The organism is Rhizobium sp. AN73 (genome assembly GCF_030757975.1).
GTDB classification, from domain to species: Bacteria; Pseudomonadota; Alphaproteobacteria; order Rhizobiales; family Rhizobiaceae; genus Agrobacterium; species Agrobacterium arsenijevicii.
On the sequence record NZ_JARWME010000003.1, the window covers coordinates 43,767 to 66,941 of the forward strand.

22 protein-coding genes and 3 pseudogenes are annotated in these 23,175 nt (G+C 60.2%); 15 read left to right on the plus strand and 10 right to left on the minus strand.

The features are described 5' to 3' along the window. Positions 1 to 2 precede the first annotated feature (2 nt). The 9 genes and pseudogenes from RBH10_RS24265 to RBH10_RS24305 all read left to right on the plus strand — a co-directional run bounded on the left by RBH10_RS24265 (position 3) and on the right by RBH10_RS24305 (position 8,916). Positions 3 to 2,453: a conjugal transfer protein TrbE gene (locus RBH10_RS24265; protein WP_281039568.1), complete on the plus strand. Its 2,451-nt coding sequence runs from the start codon at positions 3 to 5 to the stop codon at positions 2,451 to 2,453. After that, positions 2,431 to 3,228, plus strand: a complete 798-nt coding sequence (gene trbJ / locus RBH10_RS24270) for a P-type conjugative transfer protein TrbJ (RefSeq protein WP_281039569.1) — start codon at positions 2,431 to 2,433, stop codon at positions 3,226 to 3,228. The genes RBH10_RS24265 and trbJ overlap by 23 nt, the downstream gene beginning before the upstream one ends. Continuing rightward, positions 3,222 to 3,425: an entry exclusion protein TrbK gene (gene trbK, locus RBH10_RS24275; RefSeq protein WP_372339811.1), complete on the plus strand. Its 204-nt coding sequence runs from the start codon at positions 3,222 to 3,224 to the stop codon at positions 3,423 to 3,425. The genes trbJ and trbK overlap by 7 nt, the downstream gene beginning before the upstream one ends. Next, a complete protein-coding gene (gene trbL / locus RBH10_RS24280; RefSeq protein ID WP_281039570.1) occupies positions 3,419 to 4,600 on the plus strand; it encodes a P-type conjugative transfer protein TrbL in 1,182 nt (393 codons plus the stop codon). The genes trbK and trbL overlap by 7 nt, the downstream gene beginning before the upstream one ends. A gap of 20 nt (positions 4,601 to 4,620) precedes the next feature. After that, complete coding sequence (locus RBH10_RS24285) at positions 4,621 to 5,283, plus strand: conjugal transfer protein TrbF (RefSeq protein WP_034523051.1); 663 nt, start codon at positions 4,621 to 4,623, stop codon at positions 5,281 to 5,283. A gap of 17 nt (positions 5,284 to 5,300) precedes the next feature. Then, entirely contained in the window at positions 5,301 to 6,113 is an 813-nt protein-coding gene (gene trbG / locus RBH10_RS24290) for a P-type conjugative transfer protein TrbG (protein WP_281039571.1), read from the plus strand. A 2-nt stretch (positions 6,114 to 6,115) separates the two neighbouring features. Next, the gene (gene trbH, locus RBH10_RS24295; protein ID WP_281039572.1) at positions 6,116 to 6,556 is read left to right on the plus strand and encodes a conjugal transfer protein TrbH; all 441 of its coding nucleotides are present in this window, start codon (positions 6,116 to 6,118) and stop codon (positions 6,554 to 6,556) included. A gap of 11 nt (positions 6,557 to 6,567) precedes the next feature. Continuing rightward, positions 6,568 to 7,866 (plus strand): IncP-type conjugal transfer protein TrbI, encoded by a 1,299-nt coding sequence (gene trbI, locus RBH10_RS24300; RefSeq protein ID WP_281039573.1) that lies wholly within the window; start codon positions 6,568 to 6,570, stop codon positions 7,864 to 7,866. A gap of 344 nt (positions 7,867 to 8,210) precedes the next feature. Continuing rightward, positions 8,211 to 8,916 (plus strand): annotated as a pseudogene (locus RBH10_RS24305) (autoinducer binding domain-containing protein). Positions 8,917 to 8,918: 2 nt separating this feature from the next. On the opposite strand, the gene RBH10_RS24310 reads toward RBH10_RS24305, so the two are convergent. Continuing rightward, positions 8,919 to 9,242 (minus strand): transcriptional repressor TraM, encoded by a 324-nt coding sequence (locus tag RBH10_RS24310; protein ID WP_281039575.1) that lies wholly within the window; start codon positions 9,240 to 9,242, stop codon positions 8,919 to 8,921. A 213-nt stretch (positions 9,243 to 9,455) separates the two neighbouring features. Between RBH10_RS24310 and RBH10_RS24315 the strand changes: the two genes are divergently transcribed. Further along, positions 9,456 to 9,662, plus strand: coding sequence for a helix-turn-helix domain-containing protein (locus RBH10_RS24315; RefSeq protein ID WP_062653296.1), 207 nt, complete (start codon positions 9,456 to 9,458; stop codon positions 9,660 to 9,662). A gap of 83 nt (positions 9,663 to 9,745) precedes the next feature. On the opposite strand, the gene RBH10_RS24320 is transcribed toward RBH10_RS24315, so the two are convergent. The 5 genes and pseudogenes from RBH10_RS24320 to traA all read right to left on the minus strand — a co-directional run bounded on the left by RBH10_RS24320 (position 9,746) and on the right by traA (position 17,193). Further along, positions 9,746 to 11,260 carry a Fic family protein gene (locus RBH10_RS24320; protein WP_306180996.1) on the minus strand — a complete coding sequence of 505 codons (1,515 nt, stop codon included), beginning with the start codon at positions 11,258 to 11,260 and terminating at the stop codon, positions 9,746 to 9,748. Between the two features lie 255 nt (positions 11,261 to 11,515). Next, positions 11,516 to 12,134, minus strand: a pseudogene (locus RBH10_RS24325) (TraH family protein). Between the two features lie 16 nt (positions 12,135 to 12,150). Continuing rightward, positions 12,151 to 13,314: a conjugal transfer protein TraB gene (locus RBH10_RS24330; protein WP_281039578.1), complete on the minus strand. Its 1,164-nt coding sequence runs from the start codon at positions 13,312 to 13,314 to the stop codon at positions 12,151 to 12,153. Further along, positions 13,304 to 13,870 carry a conjugative transfer signal peptidase TraF gene (gene traF / locus RBH10_RS24335; RefSeq protein WP_281039579.1) on the minus strand — a complete coding sequence of 189 codons (567 nt, stop codon included), beginning with the start codon at positions 13,868 to 13,870 and terminating at the stop codon, positions 13,304 to 13,306. The genes RBH10_RS24330 and traF overlap by 11 nt, the downstream gene beginning before the upstream one ends. Next, entirely contained in the window at positions 13,867 to 17,193 is a 3,327-nt protein-coding gene (gene traA, locus RBH10_RS24340; protein WP_281039580.1) for a Ti-type conjugative transfer relaxase TraA, read from the minus strand. The genes traF and traA overlap by 4 nt, the downstream gene beginning before the upstream one ends. Before the next feature lie 254 nt (positions 17,194 to 17,447). Between traA and traC the strand changes: the two genes are divergently transcribed. The 4 genes from traC (at position 17,448) to RBH10_RS24360 (ending at position 20,549) form a co-directional block, all read left to right on the plus strand. Beyond that, on the plus strand, positions 17,448 to 17,744 hold the full coding sequence (gene traC / locus RBH10_RS24345; RefSeq protein ID WP_281039581.1) for a conjugal transfer protein TraC: 297 nt from the start codon (positions 17,448 to 17,450) through the stop codon (positions 17,742 to 17,744). 4 nt (positions 17,745 to 17,748) lie between these two features. Next, the gene (traD, locus tag RBH10_RS24350) at positions 17,749 to 17,964 is read left to right on the plus strand and encodes a type IV conjugative transfer system coupling protein TraD (RefSeq protein WP_042475001.1); all 216 of its coding nucleotides are present in this window, start codon (positions 17,749 to 17,751) and stop codon (positions 17,962 to 17,964) included. Continuing rightward, positions 17,951 to 19,954 (plus strand): Ti-type conjugative transfer system protein TraG, encoded by a 2,004-nt coding sequence (gene traG / locus RBH10_RS24355; RefSeq protein WP_281039582.1) that lies wholly within the window; start codon positions 17,951 to 17,953, stop codon positions 19,952 to 19,954. The genes traD and traG overlap by 14 nt, the downstream gene beginning before the upstream one ends. Positions 19,955 to 20,123: 169 nt before the next feature. Next, positions 20,124 to 20,549, plus strand: a complete 426-nt coding sequence (locus RBH10_RS24360; protein WP_372339814.1) for a thermonuclease family protein — start codon at positions 20,124 to 20,126, stop codon at positions 20,547 to 20,549. A 239-nt stretch (positions 20,550 to 20,788) separates the two neighbouring features. On the opposite strand, the gene RBH10_RS24365 is transcribed toward RBH10_RS24360, so the two are convergent. Further along, positions 20,789 to 21,103: a hypothetical protein gene (locus RBH10_RS24365; RefSeq protein WP_281039583.1), complete on the minus strand. Its 315-nt coding sequence runs from the start codon at positions 21,101 to 21,103 to the stop codon at positions 20,789 to 20,791. A 441-nt stretch (positions 21,104 to 21,544) separates the two neighbouring features. On the opposite strand from RBH10_RS24365, the gene RBH10_RS24900 reads away from it, so the two are divergent. Beyond that, a complete protein-coding gene (locus RBH10_RS24900) occupies positions 21,545 to 21,853 on the plus strand; it encodes a WGR domain-containing protein (RefSeq protein WP_372339812.1) in 309 nt (102 codons plus the stop codon). A gap of 58 nt (positions 21,854 to 21,911) precedes the next feature. On the opposite strand, the gene RBH10_RS24375 is transcribed toward RBH10_RS24900, so the two are convergent. The 3 genes and pseudogenes from RBH10_RS24375 to RBH10_RS24385 form a co-directional block, all read right to left on the minus strand. Further along, complete coding sequence (locus RBH10_RS24375; RefSeq protein ID WP_281039584.1) at positions 21,912 to 22,085, minus strand: hypothetical protein; 174 nt, start codon at positions 22,083 to 22,085, stop codon at positions 21,912 to 21,914. A 323-nt stretch (positions 22,086 to 22,408) separates the two neighbouring features. Then, on the minus strand, positions 22,409 to 22,573 hold the full coding sequence (locus tag RBH10_RS24380; protein WP_281039585.1) for a hypothetical protein: 165 nt from the start codon (positions 22,571 to 22,573) through the stop codon (positions 22,409 to 22,411). A gap of 315 nt (positions 22,574 to 22,888) precedes the next feature. Then, a pseudogene (locus RBH10_RS24385) lies at positions 22,889 to 23,059 on the minus strand (DUF736 domain-containing protein); the annotation flags it as partial. Positions 23,060 to 23,175 lie beyond the last annotated feature (116 nt).

The window sequence follows — 23,175 nt, forward strand, 5'->3', positions numbered from 1 at the left end:
CCGTGGTAGCTCTCAAACGCTTCCGGGTGACCGGCCCGTCCTTCGCCGATCTCGTTCCTTATGCCGGCCTGGTCGACAATGGTGTCCTCCTCTTGAAGGACGGAAGCCTGATGGCCGGCTGGTACTTCGCTGGCCCGGACTCCGAAAGTGCGACCGACCTCGAGCGCAACGAGCTGTCGAGGCAGATCAATGCCGTTCTGTCGCGGCTCGGCAGCGGCTGGATGATCCAGGTCGAGGCCATCCGCATTCCGACCGTCGACTATCCCACAGAAGATCGATGCCATTTCCCTGACCCGGTGACCCGCGCGATCGACGCCGAGCGGCGGGCGCATTTCGCGCGCGAGCAGGGGCATTTCGAGAGCAAGCATGCGCTGATCCTGACTTACCGGCCCCTCGAGTCCAAAAAGACCGCTCTCAGCAAATACATCTATTCGGATGAGGAAAGTCGGAAGAAGTCCTACGCGGACACGGTGCTCTTCGTGTTCAAGAACGCGGTGCGAGAGCTTGAGCAGTATTTTGCCAACACACTTTCGATCCGGCGAATGGAAACCCGCGAAACGGTCGAAAGGGGAGGGGAGCGAATTGCCCGATACGACGAGCTGCTGCAGTTCGCCCGGTTCTGCACCACCGGGGAAAGCCATCCAATCCGGCTACCCGACGTTCCCATGTATCTCGACTGGATCGCCACCGCGGAGCTTGAGCACGGACTGACGCCAAAGGTCGAAAGCCGTTTCCTCGGCGTCGTCGCGATCGACGGTCTGCCGGCCGAGAGCTGGCCCGGTATTCTCAACAGCCTAGACCTGATGCCGCTGACCTATCGATGGTCATCGCGCTTCATTTTCCTTGATGCCGAGGAGGCCCGGCAAAAGCTCGAACGCACGCGCAAGAAATGGCAGCAGAAGGTCCGGCCGTTCGTCGACCAGATTTTCCAGACACAAAGTCGATCCGTCGACCAAGACGCGATGACTATGGTGGCCGAGACCGAGGATGCCATCGCGCAGGCCTCGTCGCAGCTGGTTGCCTATGGCTATTACACACCGGTCGTCGTGCTGTTCGACAGCGATCGCGAAGCACTGCAGGAAAAGGCCGAAGCGATCCGGCGGCTGATCCAGGCGGAAGGTTTCGGGGCGCGGATCGAAACGCTCAACGCCACCGACGCCTATCTCGGCAGCCTGCCGGGCAACTGGTATTGCAACATCCGTGAGCCGCTGATCAACACCAGCAATCTCGCCGACTTGATTCCGCTGAACTCGGTCTGGTCCGGAAATTCGGTCTCCCCATGCCCCTTTTACCCATCGAATTCACCGCCCTTGATGCAGGTAGCGAGCGGCTCGACTGCGTTCCGTCTGAACCTGCATGTCGATGATGTCGGCCACACGCTGATCTTCGGTCCAACCGGTTCAGGCAAGTCAACCTTGCTCGCCCTGATCGCCGCACAGTTTCGCCGGTACGAAAATGCGCAGATCTTTGCCTTTGACAAAGGCAGTTCGCTTCTGCCCCTGACGCTCGCAGCCGGCGGCGATCACTATGAGATCGGCGGCGACAATTCGGACGAGGGGAGGACGTTGGCCTTTTGCCCATTGTCCGAACTCAAAAGTGTCGCCGACCGGGCTTGGGCGGCGGAATGGATCGAGATGCTGGTCGGCTTGCAGGGCGTCACCATCACCCCCGATCATCGTAACGCCATCTCTCGGCAGGTCGCTCTGATGGCGAGTGCATCCGGTCGCTCGCTCTCGGATTTCGTCAGCGGCGTGCAGCTGCGCGAGATCAAGGACGCACTGCATCACTACACCGTCGATGGCCCAATGGGCCAGCTGCTCGATGCGGAAAAGGACGGCCTCACGCTCGGCGCCTTCCAGACTTTCGAGATCGAGCAGCTGATGAACATGGGCGAACGCAATCTCGTGCCGGTGCTGACCTACCTGTTCCGCAGGATTGAGAAACGCTTGGATGGGTCCCCCAGTCTGATCGTGCTCGACGAGGCGTGGCTGATGCTCGGCCACCCTGTCTTCCGCGACAAGATTCGCGAGTGGCTCAAGGTGCTGCGCAAGGCGAACTGCGCTGTCGTTCTCGCGACCCAATCGATCTCCGATGCCGAACGGTCCGGCATTATCGACGTGTTGAAAGAATCCTGCCCCACCAAAATTTGCCTCCCAAATGGCGCCGCTCGCGAGCCGGGGACGCGTGAATTCTACGAGCGCATTGGCTTCAACGAGCGGCAGATCGAGATCGTCGCTACCGCCGTGCCGAAGCGCGAATACTACGTCGCCACGCCAGAAGGCCGGCGGCTCTTCGACATGTCGCTTGGGCCAATCGCGCTGAGCTTTGTCGGCGCGTCGGGCAAAGAGGACCTCAAACGCATCCGCGCACTGAAATCCGAACATGGCCACGACTGGCCGATCCACTGGCTTGAAACGAGAGGAGTTCACAATGCCGCATCGCTACTCAAATAGATGGATTGCTTGCCTAGCGGCCGCCGCCCTCACGATCGTAACCGCTGGTTCGGTGCAAGCCGGTACAGCCACCGGCGCTGCGACGGAATGGACGCAGCTCGCCAACAATGCGCAGCTCGTGGATCTCATGAAAAGCTCCGGCATCCAGGTCGACAATCAACTGACCCAGATCAGCCAGCTCGCGGAGCAGATCCAGAACCAGCTGAAGATCTACGAGAACATGCTGCAAAACACGGCGCAGCTTCCTGATCATGTCTGGGGGCAGGTTGAAAGCGACCTCAACCAACTGCGCAGTATCATCGACCAGGGTCAGAGTATCTCATTTTCCATGGGCAACGCTGACGACGTTCTTCAACAGCGCTTTCAGAGCTACGCCGATCTCAAAACCAACCTGCCGGACAACGCGACGTTCTCCTCGACTTATCAGACCTGGTCGAACACCAACCGTGACACCATCGCCAGCTCGTTGAAGGCGGCAAGCCTCACGGCCGACCAGTTCGATAGCGAGGAAGATACGATGTCCTCGCTGCGGTCGATGTCCGAAACGGCAGACGGGCAGATGAAGGCTTTGCAGGTCGGCCACGAGATCGCCGCTCAGCAAGTCGCGCAAATGCAGAAGCTTCGCGGTCTCGTCTCGCAACAGATGACGATGATGGGAACCTGGCTTCAGACGGAACAGACCGACAAGGACCTGGCGCAGGCGCGGCGGGAAAAGTTCTTCAACGCTGAGGTCAAGAGCGTTCCCGAGGGCCAGAAGATGGAGCCGCGATGGTGAGCCGCCCCGTCCTGATTGCCTTGCTGTTGGCTGTCGGCGCTGCATCGTCTGCAGCGACAGTGCTGATCGTCAATTCCCGAGACACAGGCATACCTGCGCTCACCGAGGAGCAGCGCGCCGTCCGGGAAAAATTCTTCGGCTCCGACAAGGAGCTGCAGCCGATCAAGGAAGGTCAGGAGATGCGCCCGAGATGGTGAAGGTAACTGTTGCGCGTTCTTTCCTGATTACAGGTCTCTTTTTCCTCGCCTATGCTGTTCCCGCATTCGCGCAGGAGGGACAGGTCCTCACGGAACTGGAAAACCAGGTCTCGTCCGCTGCGAAGGGGTGGGAGACCACCATCATGGAGGCGGCGAAATCCCTATTCTGGATTCTCGCAACGATCGAGATCGGCATTGCGGCCGTCTGGTTGGCGATCCAGTCAGCCTCACTGGACAGCTGGTTCGCCGAACTGGTGCGGCGAATCATGTTCATAGGGTTCTTCGCATTCGTGCTGACCCAAGGTCCGACTTTTGCGCGAGCGGTGGTCGACAGCCTTTTCCAGATTGGCGCCGGCGGTGGTTCCGCTTCGCCCGCTGAAGTGTTCGATGCCGGCATCCGCGTCGCCTCCCAAATGTCGCAACAAGCACAGTTCGGGGTGTTCGAAGACAATGCGCTCGCGATTGCCGCCGTTCTCGCCATGGGCATCGTTGTCATCTCCTTCTCGCTGGTTGCAGCTATTTTCGTGTCGGTCATGGTCGAAATGTATGTCGGCTTGCTCGCCGGCATGATTATGCTCGGATTGGGCGGCTCATCCTTCACGAAAGACTTTGCCATCCGATACCTAGTCTATGCCTTCGGCGTCGGCATGAAGCTCATGGCCTTGGTGATGATTGCCAAGATCGGGTCGAACGTCCTGCTTGGCCTTGCGCAAGCGCCCACTGCCTCGTCCGATCAGTTCGTCACGACCTTGGCGATCGCCGGTATTTCCGTCGTGGTTTTCATCATCGCCATGTACGTTCCGAATATCATCCAGGGCGTGGTCCAGGGTGCGTCGGTCTCCGGTGGCATGGAAGCGATCCGCCACGGCGGGCAAGCGGCGTCTTTTGCCGCCGGTGCTGGCTTCCTCGCCGCCGGCGCCGCCGGCGCGGGGTTTGCGGCGGCTCAAGCCGCACGAGCTGGCGGTTCATCCGTTGCGGGTGCTGCTCTTCGCGGCGTGGGCGCGAGCTTCTCTTCCGGCACGCAAGCAGCCGGATCTGCCGCGAAGGAAAAGGCAATCGGCTCTCCGGGCGCTTATGCCGGGTCCATTCTCGGACTGGCCAACGCCAAACTCGATGAACAGCGCGGCGGTCATAGCGGACCGAAACCGCCTCCCGAACGCAACGACAAATCATAATCGAGACAAGGGAAGAATAAATGGCAGCGAACCGCGCCCCGGAAAACCCGTATCTTGCCGCCCGCCAGGAATGGAGCGAACGCTACGGCTCCTATGTGAAGGCCGCAGCCGCATGGCGCATCGTTGGTGTCCTCGGTCTTGTCATGGCCGTCATCGGCTTCAGCTACGCGATGTATCTGAGCACGCAGGTGAGGCTCGTGCCTTACATCGTCGAGGTCGACAAGCTCGGAACTGCGGTCACGGCAGGTTTCCCCGAGCAGATCGAGTATGCCGATGTCCGCGTGGTGCGCGCCACACTCGGCAACTTCGTCACAAGCTTTCGCTCGATCACGCCGGATGCGGTGGTGCAGAAGCAATATATCGACCGCACCTACGCCCTTCTTCGCACCTCCGACCCGTCAACCGAGAAGGTCAACGCCTGGTTTCGAGGCAATTCTCCATTCGAGAAGGCGAAGTCCTCGACCGTTGCCATCGAGGTCAACAACATCGTCGCGCTCTCGAACCAGACCTATCAGATCGACTGGACGGAATACGAGCGGGACCGCAAGGGCAAGGAAACCGGCACACGCCGTTTCCGCGGGATCGCAACGGTGACGCTCACCGCGCCACAGGATGAGGCGACGATCCGCCTCAATCCGATCGGCCTCTACGTCCGAGATTTTGACTGGACGGCACAGCTTTAAGGGCAGGGATTCTTTCAATGAAAAAAACGGGATTGATCGCAGCCGCCGGCTGCATGGTCGGACTCTTGCTTTCGGCAGACGCGCAGGCGCAAAGCATGACGAGCAACGAGGTGAAAGGAACAAATCTTTCCAGAAAGTGGCGCGGCACGCCGGGACTGGTGACGACAGGTCCGGACGGTAAGGTCATCTTTCTGTTCGGCGAGACCCAGCCGTCCGTCGTCTGCTCTCCTCTACAGGTCTGCGACATCGAACTTCAGGGTGGCGAGATCGTCCGCGACGTCCTCGTCGGCGACACCGTGCGCTGGAAGGTAGAGCCTGCGACGTCGGGAGCGACAGGCGGGCAGGCCATTCACCTGATCGTCAAACCGTCGGAACCAGGGCTTCTCACCTCGATGGTCGTTACGACATCGCGGCGCACCTATCATATCCAGCTCAAGTCCCATCCGAACCAGTACATGGCGCGCATTGGTTTCGAATATCCGGAAGACGTGTCGACCAAGCTCGCCGACATCAACGCCCGTCTCGAAACGGGCGGCATTCCGGGCACGGCGCCGGACAAGCTGAATTTTTCCTATTCGATCAGCGGCGGTGCTCCGTGGAAACCGAAGCGAGTCTATTCGGACGGGGTGAAGACCTACATTCAGTTCCCGAAGTCGATCTCCGGCCAGGACGCGCCGGTGCTCTTCGTCGTCTCCGGCGGTCAAAATCGCATCGTCAATTACCGGATGAAGAACGACATGATGACTGTCGACTATGCGATCGACAAGGCGATCCTCGTATCCGGTGTCGGTTGGCGGCAGCAGAAGATCACGATCCGGAGGGGAGGCTGACCATGCTGAGGCTTCTCGCGTTTTTCATCGCGGTCGCGCTGCTCTCCGGCTGCCAAACGGCGGACGACGCACTGACCACCAGTTCCACGCCTACGGCCGTCACCGGACCGGCTGCAAGCGCCATCGCGGGCGACATGGCAAGTCGTCTGGCTGAACAGATCGGCCCGGCCGGTGCTACGACCACGATCAAAATGGAGACGGACACATCGGAGTTCGCATCCGCCCTCGAGGCGGCCCTGAAGGGGTGGGGCTACACGGTCGTCACGGACGGCAAAGTCGCCAAAGACGTCAAGCCGGTCGAACTTGCCTATGCAATCGAGGGCTTCGACGGACAGGTGCTGGTGCAGGTCTCGACACCTTCCATCGCTCTTGGCCGCGTTTACACGCCGACGGCGTCCGGCGCGACGCCGGCCAGTCCCCTTTCGATCATGCAGCGCAACTGACGGAGATTAACATGGTCCAGTCGCTCCAGCTTGGCACGTCGAGCCAAGCCGACGATCAGCAGGGCATGCGCCGGCTCAACCGCCTGCCTATCATCGTCGCCATCATCGTCATCGTGGTGTTCGTCGGCGTCGTTGTGATCGGTCTTTCGCTGCGCGGGCTTTCATTCAATCGTGGCGACATCGAGAGTGCTTCCAACAGCCCTGCGACCAGTTTCGGCGACCAGCTGAAGCGGGGTGTCACGGATGGCATTATCGGTGACCCAGAAAAGCAGGAGGTGTTTCAGCCGACACCCGTCGTCATGGAGAAAGAAGAAAAGCACGAGCCGGTCGTCGAGCGCCGACCGGAGGAGCGACAAGACCGTCGACAAAGGCTCGAGTCAGAAGAAGAGTGGAAGGCGCGCCTGAAACGGGAGCAGGATGAGCAATATATGCGCGAGGCGCAACGGCAACGGATGGCGCGTCTCCAGGCTCGTTCGACGGCGCTTGATTCACCGCTAAAGGTAGACATTTCCGATGTCGAGAAGGCAGCAAACTCTAGCAATACCACCGATCGTCAGCCGACAAATGTCGCTGCGAACAGCGCCTCAGACCTTTATGCCGCAGCCATGAAATCAGGCTTGATGGGGGAGAACGTCGATCAGAACGGGCAGACGTCGAAAGAGGATTTTTTCAATCAGGACATCAAGGATCTCGGCTACCTGCCAAACCAGGTCGTGCCGCAGATGTCACCCAATGAATTGAAGCGCGGCTCGGTCATCCCGGCGACATTGATCACCGGCCTCAATTCCGACCTGCCTGGGCGCATCACCGCTCAGGTCAGCCAGAATGTCTACGACAGCGCAACAGGCTATCGCCTTCTCATCCCGCAGGGCGCAAAGCTGTTTGGTCGCTACGATTCCAAGGTCTCATTCGGTCAGGAACGTGTACTCGTCGTCTGGACGGACCTCATTTTTCCGAATGGGTCTACCCTGCAGATCGGTGGTATGGCGGGCACGGACGCCGAAGGGTATGGCGGCTTCCAGGACAAGGTCGACCGCCATCTTTGGAGGACGTTCGGTTCTGCGGCCCTGGTGGCCATCATTGGGACGGGTATCGATATGTCGATGCCTGAGAGTTCGACGCTCGCGACGCAGGACACGGCCTCGGATGCAGCACGACGGAATTTTGCTGAGTCATTCGGCCGTGTAGCGGAAGAGACGATCTCGAAGAACCTGAACGTTCAGCCGACGATTCGCATCCGGCCGGGCTACAAGTTCAATGTCCTGGTCGATCAGGACATTATCTTTCCCTCTACCTACAGCGGCCGGTAACCAGCTCAGGAACCTCAGATTTCCGCTATTTCGCCGCGCGGGCGGGCTATTCCGTGCGGGCAGTGCGACTAAAATCTCTCCTCAAATTGTCATATTTTAGCTCGCGAGGACTTGAATACTCGGTAGAGGTGAGTAGACCTATCAGTTGCAACGACCGTGGATATGCTTCGCATACGAGGCAACAGCGTTTTCACCGGAAACGAACGGGGACAGAGAATTCGCAGCCATAGCCCGATGTCCCGTGTGGCTCCGACTGGCCGAACGGTGTCACCATGTATCTCGCGCGCTTGAACGGCGCGACGGGTGGGGAGGCCGCAGCTGCGCTAGAAGACAGGAGAAAGTCAGTGGACGGTGACCTTCGCTCTCTCATCGATATGACAGAAGCCGCGCACGACGAACGAATGATCAAAAGTGCTCTGAAGACATTTGCGCACGCATGTGGCTTCGAGCGTTTTGCGTATCTGCAAACTGAAGGATTGGAAATCCGCACATTCAACTCCTATCCGGAGGAATGGCAGGATGTTTATCTCGAAAGCCAGTATTCCCGCATCGACCCGGTCGTGTGGGAAGCGAAGACCCGCATGGAAATCTTTTCGTGGACGGCCGACGATTGGCCCGCTCGTGGGGCCTCCGAACTCAGGCGTTTTCGGGACCAGGCGATCGATCACGGCATTCGAAGTGGGGTGACGATACCCGTCGAAGGAAGTTTCGGCTCCACGATGATGCTAACGTTTGCATCCTCAGCGCAGACGGCTGACGTTTCAAAACTGCAGGATTCTGCAAAAAGCAATCCGGGCGGTCCTGGCGATCCACTACCGCCTGAAGATCATCGCTGCGACGACGATTGTGGCCCCGAAACGGTTGCTTTCACCAAGAGAAGCCATGTGCCTGATGTGGGCGGCAAAGGGCAAAAGCGCCCCAGAGACCGCGATGTTGACGGGAATCAACCCGAGGACAGTGCAGCACTACCTCGATAAAGCGCGCGAAAAGCTCGAGGCGGCGACCGTTCCGCAACTCGTCGCGATCGCAAAAGATCACGGTCTGGTTTGATATCATTCATCGCCGTCCAAGGGCACGTCAGGGACATAGCCAAGGGCGTCGATGATGTCTGAAAGCGCTTCCTGCTGGGCTTCGGATTTCTTCTGACGCGCCATATGCTCGTCCTGCAGGCTCTTGAGGACGGCGCTGGAAACCGACTGGTCAGCCGTCGCGCGGGTCCACTCCTCATAGACTGCCTCGTCGGCGGCGAGAAGGCGGCGGTGTTCGCGGATTGCAGAAACCGCAAGCTTTTCCAATTCCGACTTTTCCATTGAACGGAAGCGCGATCCCATCGGTTTTGCTTCCTCGTTCCTCTCGGATGAGTCCACGTCGTTCATCCGTTTCCCTTTATTTCTTCAATTCCGCTCGAAAACAAAATTCTGGTGAGCATTATATCGTTTGGGTCATAACTGCACGACCTGTCTTGCCGATGATCATTTGGCCTTATCCCAAAGGAACTCATGATAGCTGGACGACCAATATCACATGCAGGAACGGATCGGAACTATAGTTCCTAGAACAATAGTTCCGATTCAGGTTCCGCTCACGTCATGGATCTCAACGAGGTCATGGCGATGAATTTGCGTCGAATACGTCATGGCAAACAACTGACGCAGGAGGAATTGGCGCACCGTACGGGCCTCAGTACGCGCCATATCGGTGCGATCGAGCGCGCCGAAATGTCTGCGACCCTCACCGTCGTTGGACAGATCGCGGAGGTACTGGGTGTCGAACCTGCCGAGCTTGTGACGAAATGAAAGACGTGCGCGTTGGCTCTTGGTTCGATGTCATGGCCGGCCTCGAGGCCAATGGCAAAAACGTAGCCGGGTTTGCCCTTGCTCTAGTTATCTTTCCGGCCAGCAGCGGCTTGCGTGGATGGTGCTGGCGCATTAACCAGCTCGGAGACAAAGTTCGTGAGAGGCACGATGTTTTCGTGCTGGCTCGCCTCTTCCAGGGCGTTCATGTACTCGTCACGGCGCGCAACAGGTATGACGGTCCACGGCGCTCCGCTCTCGGCAAGAAGCGCATTCATAATAAAGCGCGCCGTGCGTCCGTTCCCGTCCGGGAATGGGTGGATATAGGTGAATAGGAACGGGGCGAGGATTGCCTTCACGCGCGCATCGGATTCCTCCGAAATGCTCTCGAACAGTGCGTCCATGGCGTCGGCGATTGCATGCGGCGGTAAAGGGACATGCGAGGATCCCCGCAGATACACATTGTGTGATCGGTAACCCGCGAGTTGGTGCGCCTTGATGATACCCGCGGTTACCGAAGGGCTGAACATGGCTCGGAACCAATCCTGGTGCCGTGCCTCGAGCAGTTCGCCGGTAGGTGCTCCATCAAGGATCTTCCTGATGTCATCGCGCACCTCCTCAAAGGCCAATCTGTATCCCTTGGCGGCGAGTGCGTTCTTGGTCTCGTAGTCCTGCGCGTCCTCGTCCGGTTTCCATTGACCGTCCTGTACCCTCCGGATCAGCTCTTCCGACACCTCGTAACCCTCGATCGAAAGCGAGTTCAGGGCGTCTGCCACATAGCGCTCATCAATGTCCGAGATATATCCGTCCCGGTCGTTGATACGCACTTGCTCGAATCCGATGTGATTGAGGGCGTCTTTCCCCATTTTCGCCCAGAGGTTCTTGATCCGTGTAGCGGACGGCGCCTGAGTTCGTCTCGCATCCAGCGTGACCAGATCGACCGTCGGGTCGAAAGGGTTGTCCTCGTGCGGGTTGTAGCCGGCCGATTCCAGGGTCTTGATGATCGTGTCCGCGTCCCTTGTCCTGCCGAGATGGCGTAGGGCTCCCGCGATGCGACCGCCAACGTGGCTCCGGCCGCCGTCCAGGAGGTATTGAAGCAGCGTGCTTGTTCCACGGATTGAACCAATGACCGCGATGACATCGGTCGCTGACGTTCTCCACGACTCCGGCGACAGATTGCAGATCGCCTCCTCCATCGGCATCAATCTCAATCGTTCTCTCGTCTCGGCGGGCTCGTTTTCCTTTGAGCGCAGCAGATAGAGCGACGTATTGCTCGGTAGTTTCACAAGCTGATTGTTCGCCTTCGGACTTCTGACGATAACCTGCGCAGGAATGGAATGGTTTTCGGACCACAAAGCCACAGATGCCTCCGCGGAGAGCCGCCATTCGTCGGCAAAGCGGTCATCCAGGTATCTGGCAACAAACTCCCAGTAGACCGTGCTCCAGGCGGCATCGATCCTGTTATTGGCGGACGGTCGCGAGTTCACCGCCAGCCAGCCCCTCATGATTTCCTCGAGGAAGCCATTGTCCTGGAGCCGTTCCCGGTGAACACGGCTGAGTTCCTCGGATTTCACCACCGACCGGGTGCCGTTCTGCGTCACCCCCTGAGCTCAGCCAGGGATGTCGCGAGCAGTTCGTGGGGCTTCGCCATGTTGGCCTCCGGCGACGGTGTGTGAGTAGTGGACCACTACGTCCGTGCATTGTTGTTGCACTAATTTGACGCCTTTGACAAACACTAATATTCTGCACTTTAATCACACTAGTTTCGCGCTTTAGAAGCGCGCTACTTTAATGCGTTTGAGTCACACTAATTTTATGCCTTGGACTCAAACTAAGATTCCGCCTTGAACTCAATGCTATTGCTGACCACCAATGCGCGACAGATCGATCCGTATCCCCGCGCGCCCAGCATCCTGCTCCGCCTCTGGCTGCTCCTCTCTTGCCTTCGCGTCAACGTCCTCCTCCTCCTCGGCGGGGATCTTCTCTCTACTTTGCTGCGAAACACCAACCGGTGTTCCCGGATCCTCCGCCTGAAACACGCCCACGCCCTCGAACTCACCGGTTTTCCATGCGTAAACCGCATCCTCAAAAATCTGCGGGAAGACGTCTTTGCTCGTGGGGTTGCCATACCATTTCGCAACGATCCTGAGGACCTTGGCAAACATTGCCGTGCCTTTGCGAAGGTTCTGGCAGGGGTCGACCAAATCGGGCTTCAGATCGGTCGCTTCCTTAACTCCAACCCCAGCGGGAAACTGCGTCAGCCCAACGCGAACCACCGCCTGACCAGCATATTGCCGTACGATCGCCATCGCCTCCTCGGCCGATGCCGCTTTCCGGAACGAGTATCAATCGGCCGCCCGATTTGACGGTAACGGCGAGGGGATCATCCGAGCCCGCTGCCATCACGAACTGCTTGACGATCGCGGGCTTGAGGGAAGGGTCTGCGCATTCCTTTATCAGGGCGGCGTCGAGCATGGTGTCTCCTAGGCGGTCAGGTGTTGAAGGCAATAACAAGCGGTTTTGCGAAGAGCTTTGCCCATGCGATGGCAGCGGCGCGCTGAATGGCGACGATCGACGTCCCTTCGGTCCACCATCCGTTTCCGACGGCAACGACGAGATCGGGTTCGTGGAGCATGGACTGGAGGATCGGCCAAACGATCAGTTGCTCGTAGCAGATCAGCGGTGCTGCCCGGCTGGTACCGATCGGGACGACCGGGTTCGCAAAGAAATCCGCCCTTGCGCCGCCACTTTCCCCGAACCAGGACCGCCACGGTTGCCACATCGAACCGGGAACCGGCATACGTTCGCGATAGAGGATGCTTCCGCCCCTCCGGTCGATCGCGACGAGGACATTGTCGTAGCCGGCGGCATCGAGCACCGTTGCGCCGGCGATGACCGTCGCATCGGTATCACCGGACGCGCTCGTCCAAAGCCGCGCCACGGTCGGTGTCCAGAAACCGAGCGCAGTTTCCGGCAGCACCACAAAGCGTGAGCCATCGCTGGCCACATTCCGCACCGTTGCGATCATGTCACGCTGGCGTTGAAGACCGGCCTCACGGCCGAGCGAAGCGCCCAATTCCAGATCGACGCCGCGCCAGCCTTCCGGTAGTTTCGGATCGGTCCAGATCGCGGCGGACCACAGCCAAAGGCCTGCAAAGGTGATGGCGACAGCTGGCCAAATGCGGGTTACGAGGCAAGCAAGGCCAGCTGTCATAAAGCCAAGGCCCCACCATCCCAATCCCGGGAACAGAGCACCCGCAGCCGAAACTGGATGAGCCCAGCCCGTGACACCGAAGGGCGGGATCGCCATGATGACGGCCGCCAGAAGATAGCGAAACGGCCGAACTCTACTGTTCTTCGTCCAGAGGACCGTATGCACGGCAACGAAGCTCAAAGACGCACACAGCCAGAGCAGAAGGCCCGGCCAGATGTCCGACGAATAGAACGCCGCTACGCCTTGCGGCAAACCGCGTGCTGCTGCCAGGAAATATCCGGCGGAGACAAGCGCCGCCACAAATCTCGTTCGCGAGATCGACCACAGAAGCGGAAACCCCAGCGCGACGGGTAGAAGCAACACATGGCCGCTCCAGCCCACCACGCCGATCGCGATCGCAGCGAATATCAGCAGCGCCGGCCGAAGGTCATCACGGCACATAGGTGAACACCTCCTGCGCCAGCCCGACAATGCCGGAGATCGGCACCGGGCCAAAATATCGGGAGTCATAGGAGCCGGGGAATGCGGAATGCAGGAAGACATATCCTGGCGGTACAATGCCGCTCGGAAAGGGCGACAACGGCCGGCCTTTTCCATCTCGTAGTGCGAGACTGGATGAGGAAACCACCCGCCCATCCACGCTCACGTTGACGCCGATTTCGACACGCTGTCCTGCGACGGCGATCACTGTCTTGATCAACGGTGCGACGCCGCCCGGGCAGGAACCAGAACGGAAATACCCTCGTGCCCTCGCTGCCCGCATCGCCGCCGTTTCCGGCGGGCAGATGAACAGGAGGTCGTCGACTGCTGCCGGTCGATGAAGCGAGATAATGCGCCACAGGCCGAGTGGCTCGCTCGGTGTCAGATTGATGCGGTAGCCGCCGGCGACGGCAGTCATCACCAGCAGGATGGCGGCCACCGCCGCCATCGACAGAACCACAACGGCTCGTCGTTGCTGCGCGGTCATCGCCCGGCGCGTTCCAGCTCCCACCGTCATTTCAGCGAGAGCCCTTGGCTCTTCGTTTGACGCAGCGTCTCAGCCTGCTTGAGCGCTTCGGTCGTTCGTTCATGAGCAGCCAGTTGCTGGACCGTCCGCATGGAATTCCACGCAGACTGGACCTCCGCCTTCTGACCGGCCGTCATGCCTGCTGTGACGGTCTCGAAAGTCTTGCCATCAGTGTCTTTCGCAGCCAGAGGCAGGAAGGTCCGTTCCCCGAAACGGGCGGAAACCGCCTTTGCAAAACCTTCGAGTTCTGCCTTCACCATTTTGTCGGCGAGCGCGTATTCGAGGCCAGCCGGGAGATCGTTGCGATCGATCGCATCACGAACGCGTTCGAGCGTTTGTTTGGCAGATGGTGAGAGCGCCGGGATGTCGACCGAAACCTTGAGCCGGACCGCGCGCTCCTCCGTCTCATGTTTCAATTCAGCCTCGGCCCGCTCACGAAGATAGCGTTCAAGATTTCGGGCGAGCGCCGGCACGTTGGCGACCGCTTTTTCACGGTCCTGCTTGTCGCCACGGCTGGCAAGAAGTCCGGTCTTGCCCTTGAGCGCGCCAAAGCTCTCTGGCTCGCCGGCAATCCTTGCCAGGGTGGACTGCGCGACCGACGGGTCCTTGACCATGGCGTCGACATTGATCGCCTTGAAGGCGGCTTCCGGCTGCGCGTAGACGAGATGGAAGCGCGTCGAGACGTCCTCCCATTGCGTCTTGAGGCCGGGATCGGCGGCGAGCTTATCCTCGACAGCCTGGTCGAGCGATTTCGGGAAGGTGGTGATGCCTGATACCATGGGCTTGGCCTCCTTGATTGTGTCCGGGATGGAATGTTTGTTGCTGCCGCGGACCAGTCCGAGTGCCGCACCGATGGCGGCTAGACGGGCGCCGAGGTCGGCAAGTTTCTGTTTTTGCCGGACGGCCCATTGGAGGCGATCGTGTGCGATGGTGCGGGCGACGTTGACAAGATGAAGGCCCCGCGCTTCCGCGAAGCGCAGCGCTTGGCCGTAGAACGACGCCTTCTCGTAATCGAGGGTCGTCTCCTTGGCGTTTCGGCGCGACAGGATCGGGATGAGGCCGCCGGATTTGGCGAAGGAGCGACTGCCGTAGTAGACGGCGAGATCCTCACGATGGCGCGTCATGGCCACATAGGTGAGATGCCGGTCCAACGAGAGGGAAGCAAGCACCTTCACCCGGTCGACCGTCGCGCCCTGGCTCTTGTGGATCGTCGTCGCATAGCCGTGATCGAGGCTGTTATAGAAGCGCTGCTCGATCGTGATCTGGCGGCGGTGCTCGCCGTCACCAATCTCCGCAACGATCCGGCCAGGTGCGGCTTCAAGCACCTTTGCGAGCATGCCGTTCTTGACGCCAAGGCTGCCCTCGTTCTTGAGGAACACGATCTGGTCGCCGGTCGCGAACATGCGGGTTCCGTCCTCGGTCTTGAACGCAAATCCGTCTGCGACGACGCCGCGCTCGACCAGCTTGGCGCGCGCCATATCATTGAGCATTCGGACGTCGCGGCGAAGGTGTGCGAGGATCAGGCTGCTCTTCGAAGGGTCGTAGTCGCGGTCCCAAGCTGCGATCAGGCTTTCGACGGCTTGGTCTTTCAGTCTCAAACCAATCATTCGACCATGGGCGGTGTAGGCATCGACAGCCTTGCGGACATTGCCACGAGCGAGATCGAGCGAGGCGTCGCGCATCCATTGCTGGCGCTGACGATAAATGGTCTCGAGTTCGGCATAGCCGATGCGATCGGCAATCGCGCGGAAGGCGGCACCCGCTTCGATCGGCTGAAGCTGTTCCGGATCGCCGACGAGCACGAGTTTGGCGCCGGCCTTGGTTACGGCTTCGACGAACAGCGCCATCTGCCGTGACGACACCATGCCCGCCTCGTCCAACACGAAGACGGTCTTGTCGCCGAGCTGGTTGCGACCCTGGTTCCAGCGAAGCTCCCACGACGACAGCGTGCGGGAAACGATGCCGGCTTCCTTCTCCAAACCTTCGGCGGCTTTGCCAGCCAAGGCTCCGCCGACCACGCGATAGCCGGCCGTTTCCCACGCCTCGCGCGCCGCCTTCATCATCGTCGTCTTGCCGGCGCCGGCGCGGCCGACGACAGCGGAAATCCGCGTGGCCCCGGCGACATGTTCGATCGCCGTTCGCTGCTCATCCGACAGACGGGCATGGCGCGAAAGAGTCATCTCCAGCGTCGCTTCGCGCACGCCATGAGAGTCGCGGCCGGACAGCCAGACAGCCCGGTTGACCATCTCGGCTTCAAGCCGGATCATCTCCCGCGTCGTGTACTTCGCGGGTGTCCGAATACCAGTCGCAAAGTTGATCCGCTCGCGTTCGAGCCGGAGCGCTTCCGGACTTTGCAAAATGCGGACCATCAGACTTTGGAACAGAACGACATCGTCGATATAGCGATACAACACCTTCGCAACATCGCGTTCATCGAAGACGCTCTTCTCCCGCGTAATCAGGTCGAGCACGATCTCCGGACGGCGCTGGATGCGGCGGGCGTTCTCGCCGCGGCGCTCCTCCTGACGCTCGATGCGTTCGAGTTTGGGAGTCGAGGTCTCCGACTTGTGGTCGGATTGCTGCGCCTTGCGCTCGATGGCTTTGGCGCCGACGCCGAGGTGAATGGTCGGCTCAAGCAGAATACCTTGCTTTTCGAAGGAACGGCCATCGATGCGGATATCCAAGCCAGCAAGCGCCAGATGTTTGTTCTGGCAGGCAAACCAGCCGTTGCGAAACGCGTTGAAATCGGCCGTGCTTCCAGCCCAAAGCTGATAGACGATCTTGCCGGCGTCATTGCGGATCGGCTTGCCGTCCGGGGCGAGAACCACGACCTTCTTCGAACCGAACCCGTCTTCGACGAGTGGCCGCAATGTCGTCATCAGATGCACATGCGGATTACCAGGCGCATCGTGATAGACCCAGTCCGCGACCATGCCCTTCGAAGTGATGTGCCGCTCCACGAAATCCCGAATAAGCGCAATGTTCTGCCCGACCGTCAGCTCGATTGGCAGGGCTATGGTGACGTCCTTGGCGAGCTGCGCGTCGGATCGCTTCTCGAAGCCCTCCACATTGTTCCAGAAGGCCTCGGACGCGCCGGCGACCGAGCGATCGGCAATCATGCTGCGCACCCATTCCGGCGCGTCGGCAGGGATCACGAACTCCTCATGCAGGAGCCCCTGCTTACGGGTGTAGTCGATCGTCCGGGCTTCCCGCTCAAACTCCATCTTGGCGCAGTGCCGGTAGGCCGCCGACAGGACGGCGCTGCGGCCGGAGCCACGGGCGACGATGCTGACGGAGAAGTGAGGGACGGCCACGGCGGAGTTCTCTCCCGGTTGCGAACGAAATCAATGGGTTCGTTGGGAGTGGCGGCGCCACCAGGCTCTCTCAGCAACACGTCGCGCCAGCGACGTATAATTGCGCCCTTGGAAGCCGCTCCTTCGGAACGGCCGGGATCATTCCCGAAAGCATCACCCTTGGCGATTGTAGGATTCACAGTAGTGCGTTCGCTACTTAAGTTCCGGAAACTGGGTTCGAAAGACAAGCTTTCTCACCCAGGAGACGATCGGACATGAAGAAACCATCCTCGAAAATCCGTGACGAAATCGCCAAGCTGCAGGAACAGCTCAAGATCGCCGAGACCAGGGAAGCGGAACGCATCGGCCGGATCGCGCTCAAGGCGGGCCTTGGCGAGATCGAAATCGACGAGGCGGAACTTCAGGCAGCGTTTGAGCATGTGGCCAAGCGATTTCGCGGAGGGCAGGGCGCTACGACCGGAGGGAAGAAGGGCGCCGGCGGCAGCAGTGGACAAGCGTCCACCGCGGCGGACACGTCTGGCGCGGCTGCGGGCGGCGATCGCGAGGCTTGAACGCATGGCGAGGACGATGACATCCGACACCCGCAAGAAGGACACGCGCGAAAAGATCGAGCTCGGCGGCCTGATCGTCAAAGCCGGGCTGCGCTACGAGAAGCGCGCGCTGTTGCTGGGCGTGCTTCTCGATGCCGCCCGCCGGATCAAAGGCGACGAGGGTGAGCGGTCCAGGCTGACCGCAATCGGCGTGGAGGCCTTCGGCAATGACGATCAATAGGATTGCGCTCGTCGTCGTGCCAGGGACGTTGATGATCCTGGTCGTCATCGGAATGACCGGGATCGAGCAGTGGCTTTCAGGCTTCGGAAAGACCGAGGCCACACAACTGGCATGGGGGCGGGCGGGCATAGCCTTGCCCTATGTGGCCAGTTCGGCGATCGGAGTTCTGTTGCTGTTCGCGACCGCCGGCTCGATCAACATCAAACAGGCAGGTTGGGGCGTCGTCGCGGGATCGAGTGGGACAATCCTGGTCGCAGCAGTCCGCGAAACAATGCGCCTTTCCGCTTTCACGAAGACGGTGCCCGCCGACAAGACGGTCTTGGCCTTTCTCGATCCGGCAACGTCGATCGGAGCGAGTGCGGCGCTACTATGTGCCTGCTTCGCACTCCGCGTGGCGCTCATCGGCAATGCGGCATTCGTAAGGGTCGAACCGAAGCGCATTCAGGGCAAGCGAGCGCTCCATGGCGAAGCGGACTGGATGAAGCTCACAGAGGCGGCCAAGTTGTTTCCCGATGCTGGTGGCATCGTCATCGGTGAGCGCTATCGCGTCGACAAAGACAGTGTCGGTGCCCGAGCGTTTCGAGCCGATAGCGCGGAGACCTGGGGCGCCGGCGGCAAGTCGCCGCTGTTGTGCTTCGATGGCTCGTTTGGTTCGTCGCACGGGATCGTCTTTGCAGGTTCCGGCGGTTTCAAGACGACGTCAGTGACGATCCCAACGGCGCTCAAATGGGGCGGCACGCTGATCGTGCTCGATCCATCGAACGAAGTCGCACCGATGGTCTCCGCGCATCGCGGCGAAGCGGGGAGGGACGTGTTCGTCCTCGATCCCAAGAAGCCGGACGTCGGCTTTAACGTCCTGGACTGGGTCGGCCGTTTCGGCGGAACGAAGGAAGAGGATATTGCCTCGGTCGCATCATGGATCATGAGCGACAGCGGCGGCGCGCGCGGTGTCCGTGACGACTTCTTCCGCGCATCGGCGCTGCAGTTGCTCACGGCGCTCATCGCCGATGTCTGCCTTTCCGGCCACACGGATGAGACGGAGCAGACGCTTCGGCAGGTGCGCATGAACCTCTCGGAACCGGAACCGACATTGCGCAAGCGGTTGCAAGACATCTACGACAATTCGAGCTCGGATTTCGTCAAGGAAAACGTCGCCGCCTTCGTCAACATGACCCCGGAAACATTCAGCGGCGTCTATGCCAATGGGGTCAAGGAAACGCACTGGCTTTCCTATCCGAACTATGCCGCCCTCGTGTCAGGAAAAAAATTCTCGACCAGCGACGTCGCGGCGGGAAACACCGACGTCTTCATCAACATCGACCTCAAGACGTTGGAGACCCATTCGGGTCTTGCGCGAGTCATCATCGGCTCGTTTCTCAACGCGATCTACAATCGCGACGGACAGCTCAATGGGCGCGCGCTGTTTCTCCTCGATGAGGTCGCGCGCCTGGGCTATATGCGGATCATAGAGACCGCACGGGACGCCGGCCGCAAATACGGGATCATGCTGACGATGATCTATCAGTCGATCGGCCAGATGCGTGAGACCTATGGCGGCCGCGACGCAGCAAGCAAATGGTTTGAGAGTGCTAGCTGGATTTCGTTCGCCGCGATCAACGATCCGGAGACTGCCGAGTACATCTCTAAACGCTGCGGCATGACCACGGTCGAAATCGACCAGGTGAGTCAAAGCTTCCAGGCAAGGGGATCGTCGCGAACGCGCTCGAAGCAACTCGCGGCTCGACCGCTGATTCAGCCGCACGAAGTCCTGCGCATGCGGGCGGACGAACAGATCGTCTTCACGGCCGGCAACGCGCCGCTCAGATGCGGCCGCGCCATCTGGTTCCGGCGGGCTGATATGAGGGTCTGCGTCGGCGAGAACCGGTTTCATTCGATGGGCGGAAGGGAGAGGGAAGGTTCGAATTCGAAGCCAGCGGTAAACGCCGATGAACCCAAACCGACTGTAACGTCTGTCGGCGAAGAGGGATAAAAGCTTGGTGCAAAAGAACGTCATACCGTTCAGGAAAGATCGGAAGGTCGCGAACAATCGCGCCGGCTTCAATGCGTCGCGCTCGACGCCGGGTCGTCACCGTCCCCATCGCGGCAGAGGCATTCCGACCGCGATTGTCTGGGCCGTGGTGATCGGCGCCGCCGGTTGGCTGTATCTCGATCGCAGCGGCCATCTCGACAGCATCGCAGCCTTCGCCAAAACACCGGGGCAAGATACGCTGTCTGCGCCATTCGTGTTGTGCGGCGACAGCCATCGGACGAACTGCGTCGTCGATGGCGACACCTTCTGGTTCAAGGGCCAGAAGATCCGCATCGCGGATATCGATACGCCTGAACTCAGCCCGCCCCGCTGCGAGACAGAACGGATCAAAGGCGAGGCGGCAAAATCCCGCCTGCTGACGCTGCTCAACGCGGGAAAATTCTCGCTGTCGACCGAGTTGCGTGACGAGGACAAGTATGGACGGAAACTTCGGACCGTATCTCGCGCTGGCAATTCACTGGGCGATGTCCTGATCAACGAAGGGCTCGCCCGATCGTGGGATGGTGCCCGACACGGTTGGTGCCAGGGCGGGTGACAGCCATCATCACCTTTCCTCCACGGGAGAGGGATAGGGGTTTGGGGAAAGGGAGGAGGGAACCGTCCCCTTTCTCCATGGGAGGAAGTTTGAAGGAGGGGCATTGCCCTTCCTTCATGGGGTGAGTTGAGAGGGGCGGCAGAGCCCCCTTTCATAGCCGCTGCGGCCGGTCGATCCGGCTGGAATGGCTCATGCGGAAGGCGAAGACCAGAGGCGGAAAACCGCCTCTGGTCTCGACCTCAATCGCCCGGGTCGAAAGGCTCTTTGTCCTCAAGGCCGATGTGCCATCGTTTGTCGGACCACCGGGATGGGAGGTAGATCTCGTCACCGCCGAAGTGCGCAATGATAATCTCGTCGGCTTCGTGGAACAGAGCGAAATCGACCTTGTTGTCGATTGCCCAAAGCAGCGCCGCAGACAGAAACTCGCGCGAAATATCGGCGGGAAGATGCACCTCCGCATCGAAATTTCCGCGCAAACTTTCCAGCCTGTCCGGCTGTTGATCCGGGAGCTTCTGGCCGTCTCCAACCGGCTGAGTGATTTGATACGTTGTCATCAGGGTCTCCTTTTCGTTTCTGACGAAAGGTGTCTGCACCGTAGCCGTGAGGGGTCAGGTACCGCGGATCGCGGCCGCCGTGCGGCGAGCGGAGGAACCGATTTTCTCTGTGCCGCTTGCGGCGCAGGGAAAATTGGAGGGGCCGTGATGTCCTTGACGCCGGAACGGCGGGTGCAAAATGGGACGTCAGAGAGAGATAGAACCGCGTCCTGAAGGGACGCGACCGCTTGCCATCTGCGATGGCCATGGGAGGCTCTGGCTGTCTGCGGACAATGATGTTTGGCAGAGGCATGCTTCTTGCTGCGAGAGGATCGTCACCCGGCTGGGCGGAGACCGCGTGCGGGCTCCGGTCGCAGCGCGACTAGAGCCGCGCGCCATCGGCGCCTCGCCCGAGCGCCATTCTTCACGAAAATGAATCGGTCGCACCTGTAGGATTCACATATGTCGTTGGACGTGGCGGCGCTGTGTGACGATCATGCCGCTATGATTTCGCAACCCTACCAGCTCTATGTCGAACGATCGGATCCAGCCAGGAACATGGCTCGTTTCTACGCTATGCAGATTTCGGTTTCCTTGTTCGGGGAAACTTGTCTGACGCGAAGGTGGGGAAGGATAGGAACGTCAGGGCAGACAAAGGTCCACCATTTCCAACGGGAGGAAGAGGCGGTCAGCCTGTTCCTCGATCTAACGCGGCAAAAGAGAACACGTGGCTACCGACCGAGGCCGGCCAACGATCGCGCTATGCGCTAATAGCAGGGCTACCGGCGGGAGATAGCAGTGAAAAAGAGTCGCCGTGGCGACCCTTGCGTCATTTGCGCCGGTCCCAGTCGGTCTCGAACGAAACCTCGATCTCGACGAAGAACGGGATCTTGATTGCGAGCTTCAGGCCGAGCTTTCCCTTGCGCAAGAAGTGACTGATCACCTTGCCGAGATTGCGGAGCCGGCGGCCCGTGGCTGCGAGGAACTTTGTGAGTTGTTGCATGGTAGGTTCTCCTTTCGAATTGGTGGTATCGCGGGGATCGAAAGCAGACCTCGAAGGAAGGCCGCACCGGAACGGCCGAAGCGCGAGCGGAGAACCTGGAGCCGCCTGAATTTTGATCGCGCGAGGAGCCGCATGCGGCGGGGAAAATTCTGGCGGCGCAAGGTTGCGGCGTGACGCAAGGGCTGCAACATCCCCTGACGTAGATGACAGCTGTGTCGAAAGGAGAGATGCGACGGCGCGGTGCTCCTCAGGCGGAAAGCGCTGGAATCGGGGGCGGTGATTGCCGAACGGAGCTCGGCTCTGAAATGAGAAGGGAAGCCGCCTCAGAAGGGCGGGTCGGCCTCGATGGCACCGACCTGCTCGGCGAGTTGCACGGCGAGCTCGGCCCGTGCAAGTTCAAGCTCGCCCTCGATCTGGCGGCGCTCGGCCGCATCGCATGCGTTGTTCAGCTCTGCCCGCAGTTCTTCGATATGCTGTTCGATCGTCATGGTCTCATCTCCTTGAGTTCGTGAAAGACGACATCGCAAGGCGGGACGGGATGGCGGGGTCAGGGATCGCGGATGCGACCGCCAACGGCGGCGAGTGGGGGAGCCGATTTCGTGTTGGCGCCACAGGCGGCGGCGCGAAATTGGGGGAACCGCTCGTCCTTGACGCCGTCATTCCGGCCCGGCATCCTCGACCGATCTGAGCAGCTATCCCCAGTTTCCGTATGCCACCAAAAAGCCGAAGGTGGGCTCGACGCCCGGCTCCGGCTTCACAAATCCGGGGAGGAGGCCCCGCCCAATGGACGGAGCCTCGAGATCCTAGTCGCGGTTAGGGCGTGACCAGATCAGTTGCAGGCCGTCTTCGCCTTCGACTTCGGCCAGCGTGGCATAGATCGGAGCGGGGAAGCTCGGGTCGTCCAGCTTGACCGAGAGGTAGCCGCGGTCAGTTTGCTCGGAGCGCTTCTGCCAGGCGGCGCCCAGCTCGACGTTTTGCGGTGCACCGCAAAACGTCGATTATGCTGAGACGGTGATTATGCGGAGTGCCGGTCGCTGAATGCTGTATTTGCCGATGATTTCGGCGGATCCTGCTCCGCATAATCCCGGAG